Source organism: Stenotrophomonas sp. STEN240, assembly GCF_056756175.1.
This window is the reverse complement of the sequence record NZ_JBRRBO010000008.1, coordinates 62,523-80,788: the sequence shown is the minus strand read 5'-3', so window position 1 is coordinate 80,788 and position 18,266 is coordinate 62,523. Positions and strand designations below refer to the sequence as shown.

The following is an 18,266-nucleotide window of genomic DNA, read 5'->3' as shown; positions in this document are numbered from 1 at the left end:
CGTGGATTCCCGGGGGCCTCATGGCGAAGGAATAGAATTGGGTGGATGGCAGCGCCGGTTTCATGGCGCCGCTGGCAACCCGGTTTGCAAGGCTAGGGGCTGTGCGGAGCGCCGTCGTTGATCCTGATCAAGCAGGGCGGGGCGATAGCGCTGGTTTGGGCAAATAACAGGAGGTGGGTGGTGCGGGCAGGGCCGGATGTATGCAGTGAGCAGGAAGTTGAGCTTCTGGTGCGGCGTTTCTACGCGCGGGTGCGCGAAGACGCGGTGCTGGGCCCGATATTCGAGGCGCGCGTGCACGACTGGGAGCAGCACCTGCAGCAGTTGGTGGACTTCTGGTCAGCACTGCTGCGCGGGACCTCGCGCTTCAACGGCGCACCGATGCCCAAGCACCTGGCCATTCCCGGCCTGGAGTGGCCAATGTTCGAGCGTTGGCTGGCCTTGTTCAGCCAGACCACCGCGGAGTTGGGTAATCCGGCAATGCAGGCGCTGGCCGATGAGGCGGCGGCGCGCGTTGCCGGCTCGATCTGGCGGCGTTATCACGCGCCCTCGTTCCCGATTCTCTAACTCCACTGATACACGGAGTTGGGCCCGCCTGTTCAGGAAGCGGCTGGATTGATCCAGCTCAAGGCGGGGCCCTGGCGTTGCGGGCAAGCTGTAGCCATGAACATGCCGCTGCCGACGACCTCCAACGCCTTGGGCTGGACCTTCGATGCCGACCTGCTGCGCCGGCATGATCGGCCCGGGCCGCGCTATACCTCCTACCCGACCGCGCCGCACTTCCATGATGGTTATGGGCAGGCGCAGTTCTGCGCGGCGGTGGCGCGCAGCAATGCGGCCGGCCGGCCGTTGTCGCTGTATGTGCATGTGCCTTATTGCAGCAGCCCGTGTTTCTACTGTGGCTGCAACCGGGTCATCAGCCGTGACCGCAGCAAGGGCGAACACTATGTTGATCAGCTGCTGGTCGAAGCCGACTGGCTGGCACCGCTGTTCGCGCGCGAGCGCGAGGTGGTGCAGCTGCACCTGGGTGGCGGCACCCCCAACTTTCTGGCGCCCGAGCAGCTGCGCCGGCTGATGGATGGCCTGCACCGCCTGTTCAATTTCAGCCAGGGCAGTGCGCGCGATTTTTCCATCGAACTGGATCCGCGTTCGGTCAGCGTGGACGATATCGCGGTACTCGCCGAGCTGGGCTTCAACCGTGCCAGCCTGGGTGTGCAGGATTTTGATCCGGCCGTGCAGCAGGCGATCAATCGCATACAGGCGGTGGACGAGACGATGGCCATCATCCAGGCCTGCCGCGACAACGGCATGCGTTCGGTCAACGTGGATCTGATCTATGGCCTGCCGCTGCAGACCTTGGCCGGCTTCGGACGCACGCTGGATACGGTGATCGACGCGCGCCCCGATCGTCTGGCCATCTATGGCTACGCGCACCTGCCGCATATGTTCAAGGCGCAGCGGCAGATCCAGGACCGTGATCTGCCTGATCCGGAGCAGAAGCTGGCGCTGTTGGGGCTGGCGGTGGAGCGGCTGTCGGCTGCCGGTTACCAGTACATCGGCATGGATCATTTCGCGCTGCCGGAAGAGGATTTGTCGCGCGCGCAACGAGCCGGCAGTCTGCATCGCAATTTCATGGGCTATACCACCCACGCCGACAGTGATCTGCTGGGCTTGGGGGTCAGTGCAATCAGTCATATCGACAGCAGCTACAGCCAGAACCCGCGTGATCTCAAGGAGTGGGAAGCCAAGGTTGCCGAAGGCGGCGTGCCGGTATGGCGTGGCCTGGAGCTGGACAGCGATGACATGTTGCGCGCCGAACTCATCCAGCAGCTGATGTGTCACGGCAAGGTCGATGGCCATGCCTTGGCACGGCGCCACGGGGTGGATTTTGATCTGTATTTCGCCGATGAACTGATCGCGCTGCGTCACCTGCAGGACGACGGGCTGGCCAGCTACAACGAAGGTGTGGTCGCCGCGACGGATCAGGGGCGGCCCTTGCTGCGCCTGATAGCGATGTGTTTTGACCGCTATCTGAAGGCCGCACAGCAGCCTGCGCGGTACTCGCGGGCGATCGGCTGAGTTCGAGATAGCGGTTGGCTCGGCACTGCCGCTCATCTTCGCGGTTCACAATTGGGCCGCAATCAGGCACGCTATCGCGATGCCCGGATGGCGAAACTGGTAGACGCATCGGACTTAAAATCCGCCGGCCGCAAGGCCTTGCCGGTTCGATTCCGGCTCCGGGCACCAGTTTGCAACCTCAAGGGATGGCATGAGCGCCGAGATCACCGCCGCGGCTGCGCCGCAGATCGCCATCATCGGGCTGGGCTATGTTGGCCTGCCATTGGCTGTTGAATTCGGCAAGACGCTCGATACCCTGGGTTATGACATCGATAGCGCCCGCGTTGCCGAACTCCAGGCCGGGCACGACCATACGCTTGAACTTGACGATGCCGAGCTGAACGCGGCGGTGCATGCGCGCTATACCTCGGCTGCGGCCGAACTGGCCGCGCGCAATGTTTTCATCGTGACCGTGCCGACGCCGATCGATGCCTATGAGCAACCGGACTTGGCACCGCTGCGCAGCGCCACGGCGTTGATCGCCAGCGTGCTCAAGCGCGGTGATCTGGTGATCTACGAATCCACCGTGTATCCGGGCACCACCGAAGAAGTCTGCGTGCCGCTGCTGGAGCAGGGCTCAGGGCTGCGCTTCAACCAGGACTTCTACTGCGGCTACAGCCCGGAGCGGATCAATCCTGGCGACCGCCAGCGGCGTCTGCCGGATATCCAGAAAATCACTTCCGGCTCCACGCCCGAGGCCGCAGCGCTGGTGGATGGCCTGTACCGGCGCATCATCACTGCTGGCACCTGGCCGGCGTCCTCGCTGCGCGTGGCCGAAGCGGCCAAGGTGGTGGAAAACATCCAGCGCGACGTGAACATCGCACTGGTCAACGAGTTGGCGCTGATCTTCGACAAACTCGGTATCGACACCCTGGATGTACTGGAAGCGGCCGGCACCAAGTGGAATTTCCTGCCCTTCCGGCCCGGCATGGTTGGCGGCCACTGTATTGGCGTGGACCCGTACTACCTGCTGCACAAATCCGAAAGCGTGGGTTACCACCCGGATCTGATCCACACCGCACGTCAGGTCAACAACCGGGTGGTGGCGCATGTGGTCACCCGCGTGCGTGGCCTGCTTGAGGATAAAAACAAACCACTGCAGAACGCGCGCGTGCTGGTGCTGGGCGTCACCTTCAAGGAGGACTGCCCGGACCTGCGCAATAGCCGCGGCCTGGACCTCGTGCAGATGCTGGCTGCGGCCGGCGCACATGTGGATGCCTATGACCCTTGGGCCGACCCGCGCAATGCGCATGACATGGGCGGTGTGGAGCTTGTGAAGGCGCCCCGGCAGGGAATCTACGACGCGGTGGTGCTGGCGGTGGCGCACCAGCAGTTCCGTGCCTTCGATGCCGCGCAGATCCGCGCCTTGGGTGTGCCCGACATGGTGGTCTACGACGTGAAATCGGCCTGGCCGAGGCAAGTAGTGGACGACCGGTTGTAGAATCCGCCATCCGTGTAGGTCGAGGACGGTAATGCATCGTTATCTGGTTTATGTGCTGGCACTGATTCTGCTGCCAGTATCGCTGGCACTGGCTACCCATTGGCCTGCTTGGTATTGGGGCGTGGGCCTGTTTGGACTGATGGCCTTGCTCGGCACCTGGGACGTGCTGCAGCGGCGCAGCGTGTTGCGGCGCAATTACCCGGTGCTGGCGCACTTCCGCTACGGCTTCGAATCGATCGGCCCGGAGATCCGCCAGTATTTCGTGCAGAGCGACCTGGAAGACGTGCCGTTCTCGCGCCAGCAGCGCCAGCTTATCTACCAGCGTTCGCGCAATGAGATGGACGTGGTGCCGTTCGGCACGCTGCGCAGTGCCTATGCGGTGGATTACGAATGGATCAACCATTCGCTGGCACCCACCACCATTGCGCATCATGATTTCCGCGTGGTGATTGGCGCCGAATGCGCAAAACCCTATTCGGCCAGCGTGTTCAATATTTCGGCGATGAGTTTTGGCTCCTTGTCGGCCAACGCGATCCGCGCGCTGAACAAGGGCGCAAAGCTGGGCGGCTTCTGTCACGACACCGGGGAAGGCTCGATTTCGCCGTACCACCGCGAAAACGGCGGTGATCTGGTCTGGGAAATCGGCTCGGGCTATTTCGGCTGCCGAGATGACAACGGCCGTTTCAGTGAAGAGCGCTTCGTCGCGAACGCCAGTTCCGATCAGGTCAAGATGATCGAGATCAAACTCTCGCAGGGCGCCAAGCCCGGCCACGGCGGCGTGTTGCCGGCGGCCAAGGTCAGCGCCGAAATTTCCGCGACCCGTGGCGTGCCGATGGGCGTGGATTGCGTCTCGCCGTCCAAGCACTCGGCGTTCTCCACACCGATTGAACTGCTGCAGTTCGTCGTGCGCCTGCGTGAGCTGTCCGGCGGCAAGCCGGTCGGCTTCAAACTGGCCATCGGCCATCCGTGGGAATGGTTCGGCATCGCCAAGGCGATGCAGGAAACCGGGATGATGCCGGACTACATCGTGGTTGATGGCGCCGAAGGTGGCACCGGTGCCGCGCCCGCCGAGTTCATCGATCACGTCGGCGTGCCGATGAATGAAGCGCTGATCCTGGTGCACAACACGCTCGTTGGGCTTGGGCTGCGTGACCGCATCCGCCTGGGCGCAGCCGGCAAAGTGACCACGGCGTTTGATATCGCCCGCACCATCGCCCTGGGCGCTGACTGGTGCAACGCCGGGCGTGGCTACATGTTCGCGCTGGGCTGCATCCAGTCGCTGAGCTGCCACAACGACAAATGCCCGACCGGCATTGCCACCCAGGATCCGAGCCGCTGGCGCCATCTGGAGCCGGTGGACAAGGGCCAACGCGTGTTCAATTACCACCAGAACACCATGCGCGCGCTGCGCGACCTGCTGGGTGCGGCTGGCTTGCACGATCCGTCCGAACTGGGCCCGGAGCACATCCTGCGCCGGGTCTCGCCGGTGGAGATCCGCTCGCTGGCCAGTCTGTACCGCTACCTGGCGCCGGGCGAGTTGCTGAAGAAGGTGCCTGAGCACACGGTATTCCGTGAGTATTGGGCCGAGGCGAGCAGTGCTGCGTTCACCCCGCCGGCGCGTGTTGCGGCGCTGCGTACCAGCAAGATGTGCTGAGCGCAGTCTTTGTGGGAGCGGCGTAAGCCGCGAAGCCGGGAATAATGAGGTGCCGGCTTGTTCGCAATTTCGCAATCTGATTGATCGCCAGTGTCGCGGCTGACGCCGCTCCTACATGGAGCGGCGTTGTCGGTGAGGCCACTACCGACCATGGGTCGGCACTACAGGAGCCAGCGCTCCACGCCTTCGGCGGCACGCTGGCCGCTGGCATAGCAGGCGGTCAGCAGGTAACCGCCGGTTGGGGCTTCCCAGTCCAGCATTTCGCCGGCGCAGAACACGCCCGGCTGCGCCTTGAGCATCAGGCCATCGTCCAGCGCTTCCAGCCGAACACCACCTGCGGTGCTGATGGTTTCGGCCATCGGGCGCGGGCGCACCAGCTGCAACGGCAGGCGCTTGAGCGTGCGCGCCACCGCGGCAGAATCGTTGCCGGCATCCTTGCCCAGCACTTCGAACAACAGCCCGGCCTTGGCCGCGTCCAGTCCGGCGGCGCGGCGCAGGTGCTCGCCGAAGCTGCGGCCCTTGCGGGCGCGGCCCAGGTCGGCGAGCAGGCGCGCTTCATCGCGGCCGGGCACCAGATCCAACTCCAGTGTCACCGCGCCATCGCGATTCAGGGTTTCACGCAGGTCGGCGGCCAGCGCATAGATCAGGCTGCCTTCGATACCGTACTTGCTCACCACGCATTCGCCCTGCAGTGCTTGTGCTTGCCCCTGCAGGTCGGTCCAGTGCGCGATGACCGGCTTGAGTGGTGCACCGGCATGGCGGCTGCTGAAGTGCGGCGTCCAATCAATATCGAAGCCGCAGTTGGCGGGCTGCAGGGGCGCGGTATCAACGCCGCGCGCCTGCAGCACCGGTATCCAGCTGCCGTCGGAGCCCAGCTCCGGCCAGCTGCCGCCGCCCAAAGCCAGCACCGTGGCATCGGCGCGCACGCTGATTTCGCCTTCGGCAGTGGCCATGCGCAGGCTGCCGTCTTCGCTCCAGCCCAGCCAACGGTGCTGCACATGGAAGCGCACGCCTTGTTCCTTCAACCTGCGTACCCAGCCGCGCAGCAGCGGGGCGGCCTTGCGGTCCACCGGGAACACCCGGCCGGAACTGCCGACATAGGTTTCCACGCCCAGCGCCGCAGCCCAGCGACGCAGGGCGTCGGCATCAAAGCCATCCAACCATGCGCCGACCTCGGCTTGGCGTTCGCGGTAGCGGCTGTCGAACAGCGGCCGCGGGTCGGAATGGGTGAGGTTGAGCCCACCTTTGCCTGCGATCAGGAACTTGCGCCCGGGCGAGCCCTTGGCCTCGTACAGATTGACCTTCAGCCCGCTAGCGCGCAGGCGCTCGGCGGCGAACAGGCCCGCCGGGCCGCCGCCGATGACGGCAACCGTTTTATCAGCGTGCTTTGACATCGAGCAGTTCTACATCGAAGACCAGCGAGGAGCCGGCCGGGATCGGGCCGACGCCGCGATTGCCATAGCCGTATTCGGCGGGAATCATCAGTGTGCGCTTGCCGCCCACCTTCATGCCGGCCACGCCTTCGTCCCAGCCGCGGATGACCTGCTTGTCGCCGAGATTGAAGCTGAACGGCTCGCCGCGATCCACCGAGCTGTCGAACTTCTCGCCGTGCTTGTCGGGCTTGCGTTCGTCGTAGATCCAGCCGGTGTAATGCACCGTGACCTTGCTGCCGGGCACGGCTTCGGCACCCGCGCCGGGCTGGGTATCGATGTGTTCGAACTTGGCAATCGTGCCACCGGGCGGCGGACCTGGCGGGGTGCAGCCAGCGGCCAGCAAGGACAGCAGCAGCGGGATGAACAGACGACGCATGGCGCGCTCCGTTGGAAAGGGGCGTGCAGGGTAGCGCATCGCTGCCGGGTATCATTGCGGCATGGCTAAACTGCTGCTCAATCTACGTAATGTCGGTGACGACGAAAGCTTCGAGGTCGGGCAGCTGCTCGACCGCAACAGCATCGCCTGGTACCGCACCGAAGCCAGCCCCTGGGGCATTTCCAGTGGTGGCATCTGGCTGCGCGACAACGATGATCAACCCCGCGCAAAGGCCTTGATGGCGACCTATCAGGCTGAACGCGGGCAGCGTGTGCGTGATGAGCGTCAGGCGGCGTTGCGTGATGGCAGTGCCGAGACTTTCGGTTCGATGCTGCGGCAGCGGCCTGGCTTTGTGGTTGCGGTACTGCTGGGCATGGTGGCGGCCGCGGCATTGGTGTTGCTGCCGTTCTTCCTGCTGCGGGGCTGAACGAGCGCCAGCTGCTGTGCCCCCTCCTTTTGCCGCAGGCAAGGGGAGGGTTGGGGAGGGGTGAGCTTTTGGGGCTTTTCCTGCGCTATCAGCTTCGCGGCTCACGCCGCTCCCTCAGCTCCTACAGCTCCTACAGCTGCTAGTCCCTTTGCAGCACAACGCTGCGCGGGCCGTCGTTTAAACTATGCCCATGATCGTCAATACCGCTGCCTATCTTTTCGTCCCGCTCGCCGATGCCGAAGCGTTGACCGCCACCTTGCATGAACGCGCCAAGGCGCTGGAGCTGCGTGGCACCATCCTGATTGCCGAGGAAGGTATCAATCTGTTCCTGGCCGGCAGCGAGCAGGGTATCGAGGATTTCTACCGCCAGCTCAAGGCCGATGCGCGTTTCGCCGACATGCGCATCAAGTACAGCCACAGCCAGATGCAGCCGTTCGCCCGGCTCAAGGCCAAGTTCAAGTCCGAGATCATCAGTTTCCGCCGCGACGACGGCCAGCCGCTGGATTACCCGCGCGCACCCAGCGTGGCCCCGGCCACCGTGCAGCGTTGGTTGCGGCAGGGCCATGATGACGATGGCAAGCGCGTAGTAATGCTGGACACCCGCAACTGGCAGGAATTCGCGCACGGCACCTTCGCCGGTGCGTTGACCCTGCCAATCGCCAAATTCACCGATCTGCCGGCCGCGCTGGAGCCGCACCGCGAGGCGCTGGCCGATGCCACCGTGGTCAGTTTCTGCACTGGCGGCATCCGTTGTGAAAAGGCCGCGTTGTGGATGCAGAACGACGGCATGCACAACGTGCTGCAGCTGGAAGGCGGCATTCTTGGCTACTTCGAGGAAGTAGGCGGCGAGGGCTATGACGGCCGCTGCTTCGTGTTCGATGAGCGGGTAGCGCTGGACGCACAGCTGCAGCCGCTGGTGGACCGCCAGGATGAGGCTCAGGCCCAAGCCCAAGCCTGATTCCTCGGCGGCAACAGGCTCTGGAAAACAGTGTCCCGGTGGAAATTGCGCTGACTGGATGGAGAATGCGAGGACAAACCCCATGTCCTTTGCATCGTCCATGGAGACCGCAGCATGATTCCACTTTCCATCCTTGACCTGGCCCCGGTCTGCGAGGGCTCCACGCCGCAGCAGGCCTTCGCCAACATGCTGGAACTGGCCCAGCACGCCGACCGCTGGGGCTATCACCGCTATTGGCTGGCCGAGCACCACAACATGCCTGGTATCGCCAGCGCCGCCACCTCGGTGCTGATCGGGCATGTGGCTGGGGGCACCTCGCGCATCCGCGTGGGTTCGGGCGGGGTGATGCTGCCCAATCATTCGCCGCTGCAGGTGGCCGAGCAGTTCGGCACGCTGGCCTCCTTGTATCCGGACCGCATCGATCTGGGCTTGGGCCGTGCACCGGGTACCGATCAGCCGACGGCGCGGGCATTGCGCCGTTACTTCGACAGCGCTGACCAGTTTCCACAGGATGTGGCCGAGCTGCTGCATTACTTCGCGCCCGTGCAGCCGGGGCAGACGGTACAGGCCGTGCCGGGCGGCGGCATTCCGGTGCCGGTATGGCTATTGGGCTCAAGCCTGTTCAGCGCGCGTCTGGCAGCGCAGATGGGGCTGCCGTTTGCGTTTGCCTCGCACTTCGCCCCGGATGCCATGGATGAGGCGCTGGCCTTGTATCGTCGTGATTTCCGGCCTTCCGAGCACCTGCAGCAGCCGTACGCGATCCTTGCCTTGAACGTGGTGGCCAGCGATTCGGAGGCTGAATCCAAGCGCCTGTTCACCAGTCAGCAGCAGGCCTTCGTCAATCTGCGGCGTGGCACGCCGGGGCGTATCCCGGCACCGGTGGATGACATCGAAGCGTTCTGGGCGCCGCATGAAAAGGCCGGTGTCGAGCGGGCCCTGGCCTGCAGCATCGTCGGAGACGCGGAGCAGGTGGCCGAAGGGTTGCTTGCGTTTGTCGAGCGGCATCGCCCGGACGAAATGATGCTGGCCGCCAACATCTACGACCCTGCGGCACGCCTGCGTTCGTTCGATCTGGCGATGCAGGCCTGGCAGCGTGTGGGGGCGGCGTAAGCCGCGAGGCTGACAGGGCGTTGGTAGAGCGCAGCCATGCTGCGCTGAGGCGGCGTCTTTGTAAGAGCGGCGTAAGCCGCGAAGCCGATGGCATTGAAATCACCCGTGGCAATGCAATCTGATCGACCCTCTGCTTCGCGGCTGACGCCGCTCCTACAAGGTTGATGTGTCGCTGGGGGTGTCGCCGGGAAAGCCTCTGCCGAGCATGGCTCGGCACTACGCTGCTGGGGCATTGCCGGTGGGGCCTCTGCCGAGCATGGCTCGGCACTACGTCAGTTCAGCCAGCGCTGGGCGAGGGCGATGCTTTCGGTGATCAGCTGGCCTGAGCCGAAGCCGAAGAACAGCCCGGCGGCGATTGCCGCTATCCAGTTGAACAGCATCAGCGCGCCATCACGTTCCAGCAGTGCAAGTGCGAACAACAGCAGCTGGAAGCCGAACAGGTAATTGGTGAACGGGATCGGCAGCGAGAGCAGCAGCCCGACCAGCAATAGCAGCACGCCAGTGAGCATGCGCGCCGGCAGCGGCACTATCAGGGCCTGCAGACGCGGCTTCAGCATGCGGTCCAGCCGCTGCAGCGGTCGGCTGATCTTGCCGAGAAACCTGTGCACGGTGCTGCGTTTGGGGCCGCGGCGGGCGATGAAGCCCGGTAGCCACGGCCGTGACATGCCGAACAACAATTGGCTGCCGATCAGGAACACCAACGGGCTGCTTACCGCGCCGCCTATGCCCGGGATCGGGATGAAGGCGGGCAGGATGGCAATGAACAGGAACACGCCGAACGCACTTTGTTCCAGCCCTTGCAGGACCTTGCCCAGTGGCAGGTGTTCGTCCGGGTCGCCGCGCTCAAACATTGCCAGCAGCGTGCGGATGCCTTCATTGCGGTAACCGCCGGCCGCTGTGGTGGCGCCGTCAGGTGCGGCGCCGTCCGGCTCAACCGGTGATGTCATCGGCGTCTTCTTCCGGCAGCCTGCACAACAGCAGCTTGTCGATGCGGGCGCCGTCCAGGTCGATGATCTCGATGCGCCAGCCGGCCCAGTCGAAATGTTCACCTGCGTGCGGAATGCGGCCGAAGTAGTGCATGCACATGCCGGCCAGCGTGTAGTAATCGCCTTCTTCGGCATCGGGCAATTCCGCGCCGTTCATCAGCTCCTGCAGGTCATCCACCGGCAGCGAGCCGTCAACCAGCAACGAGCCGTCTTCGCGGGTGACGACCAAGGCGTCATCGTCGCTGTTCTCGGTGGCCTGCAGGCGGCCGACCACGGCGCCCATCAGGTCCGAAATCGTTACCAGGCCCTGGATTTCGCCGTATTCGTCCACCACCAGCGCCATCGACTGGTGCTCCTCGCGGAAGATCTCCAGCAGCTTCATCGCGTGGGTGGATTCGGAGACGTACAGGGTCTCGCGCAGGTTCTCGAACAGGTTGTGGCTGCCGCCGCTGATGCGGGTGACCAGGCTCTTGACCTCAAGAATGCCGGCGATGTCCTGGTCGTTGCCGCGGTAAACCGGGTAGCGCGAGAAGGCGTGGTCCCGCATGGCCTGCAGGTTCTTTTCCGGATCGGCGTTGGTGTCCAGCCAGGCGATACGGTTGCGTGGCGTCATTAGGCTGTCGGCGGTGCGGTCGCCCAGGCGCATGACGCGGTTCATCATGTCGCGCTCGTGGCTGTCGATCACGCCCTGTTCGTGGCTTTCGGCCACCAGCATGCGGATTTCCTCTTCACTGACCGAGGCCGATTCGGTCTTGCCCAGGCCGAGCAGGCGCAGCACCAGGCGGGTGGAGTGCGACAGCAGCCAGACGCCGGGGGCGGCAATACGGGCCAGCCAGCTCATCGGCACGGCGACGATGCCGGCGATGTCTTCCGAGCGGGTCAGGGCGACGCGCTTGGGCACCAGTTCGCCGAAGATCAGCGTCAGGTAGGTGATCAGGGCCACGGCCAGGGTCTTGCCGAGGAAGTCCGACCAGGGCTGCACCGCGCCAAACAGCGAGAAATTGGCCGACAAAGCCGGGAACAGGGCCTGCAGCTGCTGGGCAATGGCGCCACCGATCGCATCGCCGCCGTAAACGCCAGTCAGGATGCCGATCAGGGTGATGCCGATCTGCACCGTGGACAGGAAGTTCTCGGGCTTCTCGGACAGGGCCAGGGCGCGCGCGGCGCGCTTGCTCGAGCCGGCCAGCTGTTTCAGGCGGCTCTTGCGGGAGGTCATGACCGACATCTCGGACATGGCAAAGAAGCCGTTGAGCAGAATCAAGGCCAGTACGATGAAAAATTCAAACACGGGTCTCTCCCCGGGTTGGTGACAGGGAGGGAGGGTGCTTGCGGCGGCGGCCGCTCAGGGGCGGGATCCGGCGCTGTGGCGGGGGATTAGGGTCGTCTTCCATAGGGTGCGCCGCGAGGGCGCTGGGGGATATTAGCAAACCACCGGGCCACGGGTACGGCCGGCTGTTCACATTTCAGGTTTAAAAAAGACGCTGGGAATACCCTGAATGCCATCTAGCCGTCATAATTCGCCCCTGGTGCCGTCCCTCCCGCGACGGCGAATAGGCTCCCCATGTTTTCGTTGCAGACCATCTTTGGCTCCGGCAAGCAGTTTTATACCTACCTCGACGAGGCCGCGCAGGCCGCCTATGACGGTGCCAAGGCACTGCACAGCATGATGCGCGAGGCCGATCGTCAGCCGGCGCTGGATGCGTTCAAGCTCGCTCGTCTGCGCGAGCGCGCCGCCTCGGACAAGATCAGCCAGGCGTTGGTTGACAGCTTCATGACGCCGATCGAGCGCGAGGACATCGAAGCGCTGGGTTCGGCGCTGTACAAGATTCCCAAGCAGATCGAGAAGTTCGCCGACCGCTACTCGCTGGCCGTGCAGCATCTGGAGCAGATCGACTTCGCCCCGCGCGCAGCAATGCTGGAGCAGGCCGCCGGTGTGGTGGTGGAGATGGTCAATGACCTGCGCCACATGAATCTGGACCGCATGACCGCGCTCAACGAAAAGCTGCGTTCGCTGGAGAACGAGGCTGATCGCCTGATGCTTGAGCTGTACCGCGACATCTACTCCGGTCGCTTGGACAATCTGCAGATGTTCCTGCTCAAGGAATTCTTCGAGATCCTGGAAAAGGCCATCGACCGTTGCCGCGAAGCCGGTGTGGTGGCCTACCAGATCGTGCTCAAGAACAGCTGACGGGGACGCTCAATGCTCACCCTCGTCCTGGTGGTGATTTTCGCCGCGCTCGTCTTCGAGTTCATCAACGGCTTTCACGACACCGCCAACTCTATTGCCACCGTGGTGGCAACCAAGGTCCTGTCGCCCGGTTGGGCGGTGATGCTGGCCGCTTTCATGAACCTGATCGGCGCGCTCACCGGTACCGCCGTCGCGCTGACCATCGCCAACGGTCTGCTCAACACCGACGTGGTCGAAGTGACCCCGCAGGTGATTCTGTGCGCCTTGCTTGGCGGCATTGTCTGGAACCTGATCACCTGGTGGAAAGGCCTGCCGTCCTCGTCCTCGCACGCCTTGATTGGTGGCCTGTGCGGCGCTGGTCTGGCCGCTGCGCACAACAACTGGGATGCGCTGATCTGGTCGCAGAACCTTGGCAACTGGGCGCAGAACAAGGGCCTGTTGTGGAAGGTGTTCGTGCCGATGATCACCTCGCCGATCGCCGGCTTCCTGCTCGGTATCGTGGTGATGTGCCTGTTGTGGGCGATCATCGCGGGCATGGCGCGCGTCGGCGGCGTATTGGGCCGTCTGGCCCGTCCGCGCTGGGTCAACGCCTTCTTCGGCAAGGCGCAGATCGTGTCGGCGGCCTATATGGGCTTCGCCCACGGCCACAACGATGCGCAGAAGACCATGGGCATCATCGCCATGACCTTGATCGGCGCCGAGGCTACCGGTGCATTGAATGACCTGCCGTCCTGGCTGGCCTTCATGCATCCCGATGCCAATGCCGGTGGCGGCATCGCCATGTGGATCGTGTTGACCTGTGCGGTGGTGATGGCTGCCGGTACCGCTTCGGGTGGCTGGAAGATCATCAAGACCCTGGGCCACAAGATGGTCAAGCTGCACCCGATTCACGGCTTTGCCGCGGAGACCAGCTCGGCCACCATCCTGACCCTGGCTGCGCACTTCGGCATGCCGGTCTCGACCACGCACAGCATCTCCACCGCGATCATGGGCGTTGGCTTCGCCAAGAACCCCAAGTCGCTGCGCCTGGGCGTGATCGAGCGCATCCTGTGGGCCTGGATCCTGACGATCCCGGCGGCAGGTGGTTGTGCTTACCTGATCCTGCGTCTGTTTGAAATGGTGGGTTGGAACTGAGTCATCGGTTTCCAGTCTGCAGATAAAAACCCGCCAGCGATGGCGGGTTTTTTGTTGCGAGCAGAGCTGTTTGTAGGAGCGACGTAAGCCGCGAAGCAGATAAGCCATCAGATTGCGGAGATGACTGGCTCGACAGCATTGTCAGCTTCGCGGCTTACGCCGCTCCTACAAAAGCCGGGCTGCCAACAAAAAAGCCCGCCGGTCAGGGCGGGCTTTCGCTGCAAGGCAATGCCGGGGATCAGGCTTCCAGCGAAGCCAGATCGCCCTTGCTCTCCAGCCAGCCCTTGCGGTCCGGTGCGCGCTTCTTGGCCAGCAGCATGTCCATCAGCGCCGAGGTCTGCTCGCTGTCGTCCACGGTCAGCTGCACCAGGCGGCGGGTATCCGGGTGGATGGTGGATTCGCGCAGCTGCGAGGGATTCATCTCGCCCAGGCCCTTGAAGCGGGTGACGCTGACCTGGCCGCGGATCTTCTCGCGCTCGATCTTGTCCAGCAGCGAGCGCTTCTCTTCTTCGTCCAGTGCGTAGAACACCTGCTTGCCCACGTCGACGCGGAACAGCGGCGGCATCGCCACAAACACGTGGCCAGCATCCACCAGCGACGGGAAATGGCGCAGGAACAGCGCCGCCAGCAGGGTGGCGATGTGCAGGCCGTCGGAGTCGGCGTCGGCCAGGATCACCACCTTGCCGTAACGCAGGCCGGACAGATCGTCCTTGCCCGGGTCACAACCAATTGCGATGGCCAGGTTGTGGACTTCTTCAGAGGCCAGCACGCTGCCGGAGGCGACTTCCCAGGTGTTCAGGATCTTGCCGCGCAGCGGCAGGATGGCCTGGAAATCCTTGTCGCGGGCCTGCTTTGCGCTCCCGCCTGCCGAGTCACCCTCGACCAGGAACAGCTCGGTGCGCGACAGGTCCTGGCTGATGCAGTCGGCCAGCTTGCCGGGCAGGGCCGGGCCCTGGGTGACTTTCTTGCGGGTGACCAGTTTTTCGGTCTTCAAGCGGGCGCTGGCACGCTCGATGGCGATCTGCGCGATCTTCTCGCCCAGCTCCACGTTCTGGTTCAGCAGCAGGCTGAAGGCGTCGTGCGCGGCGCCTTCGACAAAGCCGGCGGCCTGGCGCGAAGACAAGCGCTCCTTGGTCTGGCCGCTGAACTGCGGGTCGGTCATCTTCAGCGACAACACGAAGGACACCCGGTCCCAGACATCTTCCGGGGCCAGCTTGACGCCGCGCGGCAGCAGGTTGCGGAAGTCGCAGAACTCGCGCAGCGCCTCGGTCAGGCCGGTACGCAGGCCGTTGGCATGGGTGCCGTGCTGGGCGGTGGGGATCAGGTTGACGTAGCTTTCCTGCACCAGCTCGCCTTCCGGCAGCCAGGCCACGGCCCAGTCAACAATCTCGGTTTCCTTCTTCAGCGAGCCGTAGAACAGGTCGGCGGGCAGCATCTCGCGCTCGCCCAGCTCGGCCTTCAGGTAGTCGCGCAGGCCGTCTTCGTAATACCAGGTGTCGACTTCGCCGGTGGCTTCGTCGGTCAGCTTGACGGTCAGGCCCGGGCACAGCACGGCCTTGGCGCGCAGCAGGTGGCGCAACGCACGCACGTTGAACTTGGGCGTGTCGAAATATTTGGGGTCGGCCCAGAAGCGCAGGCGGGTGCCGGTGTTCTTCTTGCCGACGCTGCCGACCACTTCCAGCGGGCTGGCGCGGTCGCCATCGCGGAAGGTGATGCGGTGCTCGCTGCCGTCGCGGCGGATGTGGATCTCCACCAGCGTGGACAGGGCATTGACCACCGACACGCCAACGCCGTGCAGGCCGCCGGAGAAGGTGTAGTTGCGGTTGTTGAACTTGCCGCCGGCGTGCAGCCGGGTCAGGATCAGTTCGACGCCCGGGATCTTTTCTTCCGGGTGGATGTCCACCGGCATGCCGCGGCCGTCATCGCTGACCTCGCAGCTGCCGTCCTTGAACAGGGTGACCTCCACGGTTTTGGCGTGGCCAGCCAGGGCCTCATCGACCGAGTTGTCGATCACTTCCTGCGCCAGATGGTTCGGGCGGGCAGTGTCGGTATACATGCCAGGACGGCGTTTGACCGGGTCCAGGCCGGAGAGGACTTCGATGTCAGCGGCGTTGTAACGGGCGTTCATGGATCTCGGTAGGGCGCAAATCGACGTGCGAGTTTGCGGTCTGGCGGCGATTTTTGCACGCGGGGCATTCAGGGCAGGGGCAGCTGGGGCGCGGTATCCTATGCACATTGCCAAACATGCCCGCCATTTCAGGTGGGGCAAGCCGAGGAGGTTTTGGATGAAAACGTCAAAATTGCTGGCCCTGGGTGTTGCTGTTGCAGCGGTTGCCGCCATTCCCTTGGTAATGGCGCAGAGCGCCGACAAGGACAAGGCTGCCGAGTCCGCGCAGGCCGCCCCGGTCGACAAGGCGCAGAGCGAGGCCGAGCAGAAGGCCAAGCGTCGCGCGGCTGCGGCTGCCCAGGACAAGGCCAAGGCTGACCAGCCGGCGCCGCGTGAAGAAGAGGAAGAGGAAGCCCGTCGCCGTCGCTGACGCGGTTTTTCCTGAGTTTCAAGGACGCCCCGGCGCAGGCCGGGGCGTCTTTTTTTTAATCCGCCGCATCCAGTGCTTGGGTGTTTTGGCGACAACCTTTAAACTAGGGCTTTCCGGGAGGCAGTGAGCCGTGACCCCCCTTATTTTTGTTACCGGTGGTGTGGTGTCCTCGCTAGGCAAGGGCATTGCAGCCGCGTCCCTGGCCTCGATTCTCGAGGCGCGTGGCCTGAAGGTCACCATGATGAAGCTGGATCCGTACATCAACGTCGATCCAGGCACGATGAGCCCCTTCCAGCATGGCGAGGTCTATGTCACCGACGACGGTGCCGAGACCGACCTGGACCTGGGTCATTACGAGCGTTTCGTACATAACCGCCTGAGCCGCAAGAATTCGGTGACCACCGGGCGCATCTACGAAAACGTGATCCGCAAGGAGCGCCGTGGTGATTACCTGGGCGCCACCGTGCAGGTCATCCCGCATATCACCGACGAAATCCGCCGCTGCATCGACGAGGCCACCGAAGGTTTCGACGTGGCGCTGGTGGAAATCGGCGGCACCGTTGGCGATATCGAGTCGCTGCCGTTCCTGGAGGCCATCCGCCAGGTGCGTACCGAGCGCGGCCCGGAGAAGGCGCTGTTCATGCACCTCACCCTGGTGCCGTACATCGCGGCCGCCGGCGAGCTGAAGACCAAGCCGACCCAGCACTCGGTCAAGGAACTGCGCTCGATCGGCATCCAGCCGGACGTGCTGCTGTGCCGTTCCGAGCAGGCCATTCCGGATTCGGAGCGCCGCAAGATTTCACTGTTCACCAACGTTTCCGAGCGCGCCGTGATCAGCGTGCCGGACGTTGAGGTGCTGTACCGCGTGCCGATGGGCCTGCATGAGCAGGGCCTGGACGAGATCGTGGTCAGCCAGCTCAAGCTGGGCGACAAGGCCGGTCCGGCCGATCTGTCCGAATGGGAAGCCGTGCTGGATGCAGCGCTGCACCCGCTGGATGAAGTGACCATCGCCGTGGTCGGCAAGTACGTCGATCACCAGGACGCCTACAAGTCGGTGGGCGAAGCGCTCAAGCACGGCGGCCTGCGCCAGCGCACCAAGGTCAACCTGAAGTGGCTGGAAGCGCAGGAGCTGGAAGAATCCGGCCTGTCTGCGCTGGATGGCGTGGACGGCATCCTGGTGCCGGGCGGCTTCGGTGACCGTGGTTTCGAAGGCAAGGTACTGACCTCGCAGTACGCCCGCGAGCAGAAGGTGCCGTACTTCGGCATCTGCTACGGCATGCAGGCGGCTGTGGTGGATTTCGCCCGCCACGTGGCTGGTCTGGAAGGCGCCAACAGCACCGAGAACGACCGCCAGTCGCCGAACCCGGTGATCGGTCTGATCACTGAATGGCGTACCGCCACCGGTGAGGTCGAGAAGCGTGACGAGAAGTCCGACCTGGGCGGCACCATGCGCCTGGGCCTGCAGGAGCAGCGCCTGAAGCCGGGCACCCTTGCCCGCGAGCTATATGGCAAGGACGTGGTGTCCGAGCGTCACCGCCACCGTTACGAGTTCAACAACCGCTACCGCACCCAGCTGGAAGATGCGGGTCTGGTGATTGCCGGCAAGTCGATGGATGACACCCTGGTGGAAGTGGTTGAACTGCCGCGTGACCAGCACCCCTGGTTCCTGGCCTGCCAGGCGCACCCGGAGTTCCTGTCGACCCCGCGTGGCGGCCACCCGCTGTTCATCGGCTTCATCCGCGCCGCACGCGAGAAGAAGGCCGGCGGCAAGCTGCTGCAGGAAGCCCGTGCCTGAAAAGGTAGTGCCGAGCCATGCTCGGCAAGGGCTTTCCCAAGGAAATGAACTGTAGTGCCGAGCCATGCTCGGCAAGGGCTTTCCCAGGGCAATGAACTGTAGTGCCGAGCCA

At 64.1% G+C, this 18,266-nt stretch carries 16 protein-coding genes and 1 tRNA gene; 12 read left to right on the top strand and 5 right to left on the bottom strand.

The genetic code is table 11. The annotated features are described in order from the left end of the window. Positions 1 to 177: 177 nt before the first annotated feature. The 5 genes from ACVOKO_RS05625 to ACVOKO_RS05605 all read left to right on the top strand — a co-directional run bounded on the left by ACVOKO_RS05625 (position 178) and on the right by ACVOKO_RS05605 (position 5,210). Complete coding sequence (locus ACVOKO_RS05625; RefSeq protein ID WP_346498009.1) at positions 178 to 564, top strand: group III truncated hemoglobin; 387 nt, start codon at positions 178 to 180, stop codon at positions 562 to 564. A 102-nt stretch (positions 565 to 666) separates the two neighbouring features. Next, a complete protein-coding gene (gene hemN, locus ACVOKO_RS05620; RefSeq protein WP_346498008.1) occupies positions 667 to 2,076 on the top strand; it encodes an oxygen-independent coproporphyrinogen III oxidase in 1,410 nt (469 codons plus the stop codon). An 81-nt stretch (positions 2,077 to 2,157) separates the two neighbouring features. Next, positions 2,158 to 2,244, top strand: a tRNA-Leu gene (locus ACVOKO_RS05615). A 22-nt stretch (positions 2,245 to 2,266) separates the two neighbouring features. Continuing rightward, entirely contained in the window at positions 2,267 to 3,556 is a 1,290-nt protein-coding gene (locus tag ACVOKO_RS05610) for a nucleotide sugar dehydrogenase (protein ID WP_346497971.1), read from the top strand. A 31-nt stretch (positions 3,557 to 3,587) separates the two neighbouring features. Further along, positions 3,588 to 5,210 (top strand): FMN-binding glutamate synthase family protein, encoded by a 1,623-nt coding sequence (locus tag ACVOKO_RS05605; protein WP_346497970.1) that lies wholly within the window; start codon positions 3,588 to 3,590, stop codon positions 5,208 to 5,210. Positions 5,211 to 5,371: 161 nt separating this feature from the next. Here the strand turns inward: ACVOKO_RS05605 and ACVOKO_RS05600 are convergent, their stop codons facing one another. Both ACVOKO_RS05600 and ACVOKO_RS05595 read right to left on the bottom strand, forming a co-directional pair. Further along, positions 5,372 to 6,604, bottom strand: a complete 1,233-nt coding sequence (locus ACVOKO_RS05600; RefSeq protein WP_346497969.1) for a TIGR03862 family flavoprotein — start codon at positions 6,602 to 6,604, stop codon at positions 5,372 to 5,374. Beyond that, entirely contained in the window at positions 6,588 to 7,019 is a 432-nt protein-coding gene (locus ACVOKO_RS05595; protein WP_346497968.1) for an FKBP-type peptidyl-prolyl cis-trans isomerase, read from the bottom strand. Before ACVOKO_RS05595 ends, ACVOKO_RS05600 begins: the two co-directional genes overlap by 17 nt. A 61-nt stretch (positions 7,020 to 7,080) precedes the next feature. Here ACVOKO_RS05595 and ACVOKO_RS05590 point away from each other — a divergent pair, with 61 nt between their 5' ends. From ACVOKO_RS05590 to ACVOKO_RS05580, 3 genes are all read left to right on the top strand, one after another. Further along, on the top strand, positions 7,081 to 7,446 hold the full coding sequence (locus ACVOKO_RS05590; protein WP_346497967.1) for a DUF6164 family protein: 366 nt from the start codon (positions 7,081 to 7,083) through the stop codon (positions 7,444 to 7,446). A 190-nt stretch (positions 7,447 to 7,636) separates the two neighbouring features. Further along, positions 7,637 to 8,404, top strand: a complete 768-nt coding sequence (locus ACVOKO_RS05585) for a sulfurtransferase (RefSeq protein ID WP_346497966.1) — start codon at positions 7,637 to 7,639, stop codon at positions 8,402 to 8,404. Between the two features lie 114 nt (positions 8,405 to 8,518). Further along, positions 8,519 to 9,514: an LLM class flavin-dependent oxidoreductase gene (locus ACVOKO_RS05580; protein WP_346497965.1), complete on the top strand. Its 996-nt coding sequence runs from the start codon at positions 8,519 to 8,521 to the stop codon at positions 9,512 to 9,514. A 272-nt stretch (positions 9,515 to 9,786) separates the two neighbouring features. Here the strand turns inward: ACVOKO_RS05580 and ACVOKO_RS05575 are convergent, their stop codons facing one another. After that, entirely contained in the window at positions 9,787 to 10,461 is a 675-nt protein-coding gene (locus tag ACVOKO_RS05575) for an exopolysaccharide biosynthesis protein (RefSeq protein WP_346497964.1), read from the bottom strand. Continuing rightward, positions 10,445 to 11,788, bottom strand: a complete 1,344-nt coding sequence (locus tag ACVOKO_RS05570; protein ID WP_346497963.1) for a hemolysin family protein — start codon at positions 11,786 to 11,788, stop codon at positions 10,445 to 10,447. The genes ACVOKO_RS05575 and ACVOKO_RS05570 overlap by 17 nt, the downstream gene beginning before the upstream one ends. Positions 11,789 to 12,061: 273 nt before the next feature. Here ACVOKO_RS05570 and ACVOKO_RS05565 point away from each other — a divergent pair, with 273 nt between their 5' ends. Beyond that, on the top strand, positions 12,062 to 12,688 hold the full coding sequence (locus tag ACVOKO_RS05565) for a DUF47 domain-containing protein (protein WP_346497962.1): 627 nt from the start codon (positions 12,062 to 12,064) through the stop codon (positions 12,686 to 12,688). A 12-nt stretch (positions 12,689 to 12,700) separates the two neighbouring features. Beyond that, positions 12,701 to 13,822 carry an inorganic phosphate transporter gene (locus tag ACVOKO_RS05560; protein WP_346497961.1) on the top strand — a complete coding sequence of 374 codons (1,122 nt, stop codon included), beginning with the start codon at positions 12,701 to 12,703 and terminating at the stop codon, positions 13,820 to 13,822. 238 nt (positions 13,823 to 14,060) lie between these two features. Here ACVOKO_RS05560 and parE read toward each other — a convergent pair whose 3' ends face one another. Further along, complete coding sequence (parE, locus tag ACVOKO_RS05555) at positions 14,061 to 15,950, bottom strand: DNA topoisomerase IV subunit B (RefSeq protein ID WP_346497960.1); 1,890 nt, start codon at positions 15,948 to 15,950, stop codon at positions 14,061 to 14,063. 157 nt (positions 15,951 to 16,107) lie between these two features. Between parE and ACVOKO_RS05550 the strand changes: the two genes are divergently transcribed. Both ACVOKO_RS05550 and ACVOKO_RS05545 read left to right on the top strand, forming a co-directional pair. Next, a complete protein-coding gene (locus ACVOKO_RS05550; RefSeq protein ID WP_346497959.1) occupies positions 16,108 to 16,359 on the top strand; it encodes a hypothetical protein in 252 nt (83 codons plus the stop codon). 130 nt (positions 16,360 to 16,489) lie between these two features. Beyond that, a complete protein-coding gene (locus ACVOKO_RS05545; protein WP_346497958.1) occupies positions 16,490 to 18,154 on the top strand; it encodes a CTP synthase in 1,665 nt (554 codons plus the stop codon). Positions 18,155 to 18,266 lie beyond the last annotated feature (112 nt).

Excerpts from the sequence above, each read along its gene's own strand:
- ACVOKO_RS05575 (WP_346497964.1), bottom strand. The coding sequence starts at position 10,461 with ATGACATCACCGGTTGAGCCGGACGGCGCCGCACCTGACGGCGCCACC.
- ACVOKO_RS05605 (WP_346497970.1), top strand. The coding sequence starts at position 3,588 with ATGCATCGTTATCTGGTTTATGTGCTGGCACTGATTCTGCTGCCAGTA.
- parE (WP_346497960.1), bottom strand. The coding sequence starts at position 15,950 with ATGAACGCCCGTTACAACGCCGCTGACATCGAAGTCCTCTCCGGCCTG.
- ACVOKO_RS05600 (WP_346497969.1), bottom strand. The coding sequence starts at position 6,604 with ATGTCAAAGCACGCTGATAAAACGGTTGCCGTCATCGGCGGCGGCCCG.
- ACVOKO_RS05565 (WP_346497962.1), top strand. The coding sequence starts at position 12,062 with ATGTTTTCGTTGCAGACCATCTTTGGCTCCGGCAAGCAGTTTTATACC.
- hemN (WP_346498008.1), top strand. The coding sequence starts at position 667 with ATGCCGCTGCCGACGACCTCCAACGCCTTGGGCTGGACCTTCGATGCC.
- ACVOKO_RS05550 (WP_346497959.1), top strand. The coding sequence starts at position 16,108 with ATGAAAACGTCAAAATTGCTGGCCCTGGGTGTTGCTGTTGCAGCGGTT.
- ACVOKO_RS05580 (WP_346497965.1), top strand. The coding sequence starts at position 8,519 with ATGATTCCACTTTCCATCCTTGACCTGGCCCCGGTCTGCGAGGGCTCC.
- ACVOKO_RS05560 (WP_346497961.1), top strand. The coding sequence starts at position 12,701 with ATGCTCACCCTCGTCCTGGTGGTGATTTTCGCCGCGCTCGTCTTCGAG.
- ACVOKO_RS05590 (WP_346497967.1), top strand. The coding sequence starts at position 7,081 with ATGGCTAAACTGCTGCTCAATCTACGTAATGTCGGTGACGACGAAAGC.
- ACVOKO_RS05585 (WP_346497966.1), top strand. The coding sequence starts at position 7,637 with ATGATCGTCAATACCGCTGCCTATCTTTTCGTCCCGCTCGCCGATGCC.
- ACVOKO_RS05610 (WP_346497971.1), top strand. The coding sequence starts at position 2,267 with ATGAGCGCCGAGATCACCGCCGCGGCTGCGCCGCAGATCGCCATCATC.
- ACVOKO_RS05595 (WP_346497968.1), bottom strand. The coding sequence starts at position 7,019 with ATGCGTCGTCTGTTCATCCCGCTGCTGCTGTCCTTGCTGGCCGCTGGC.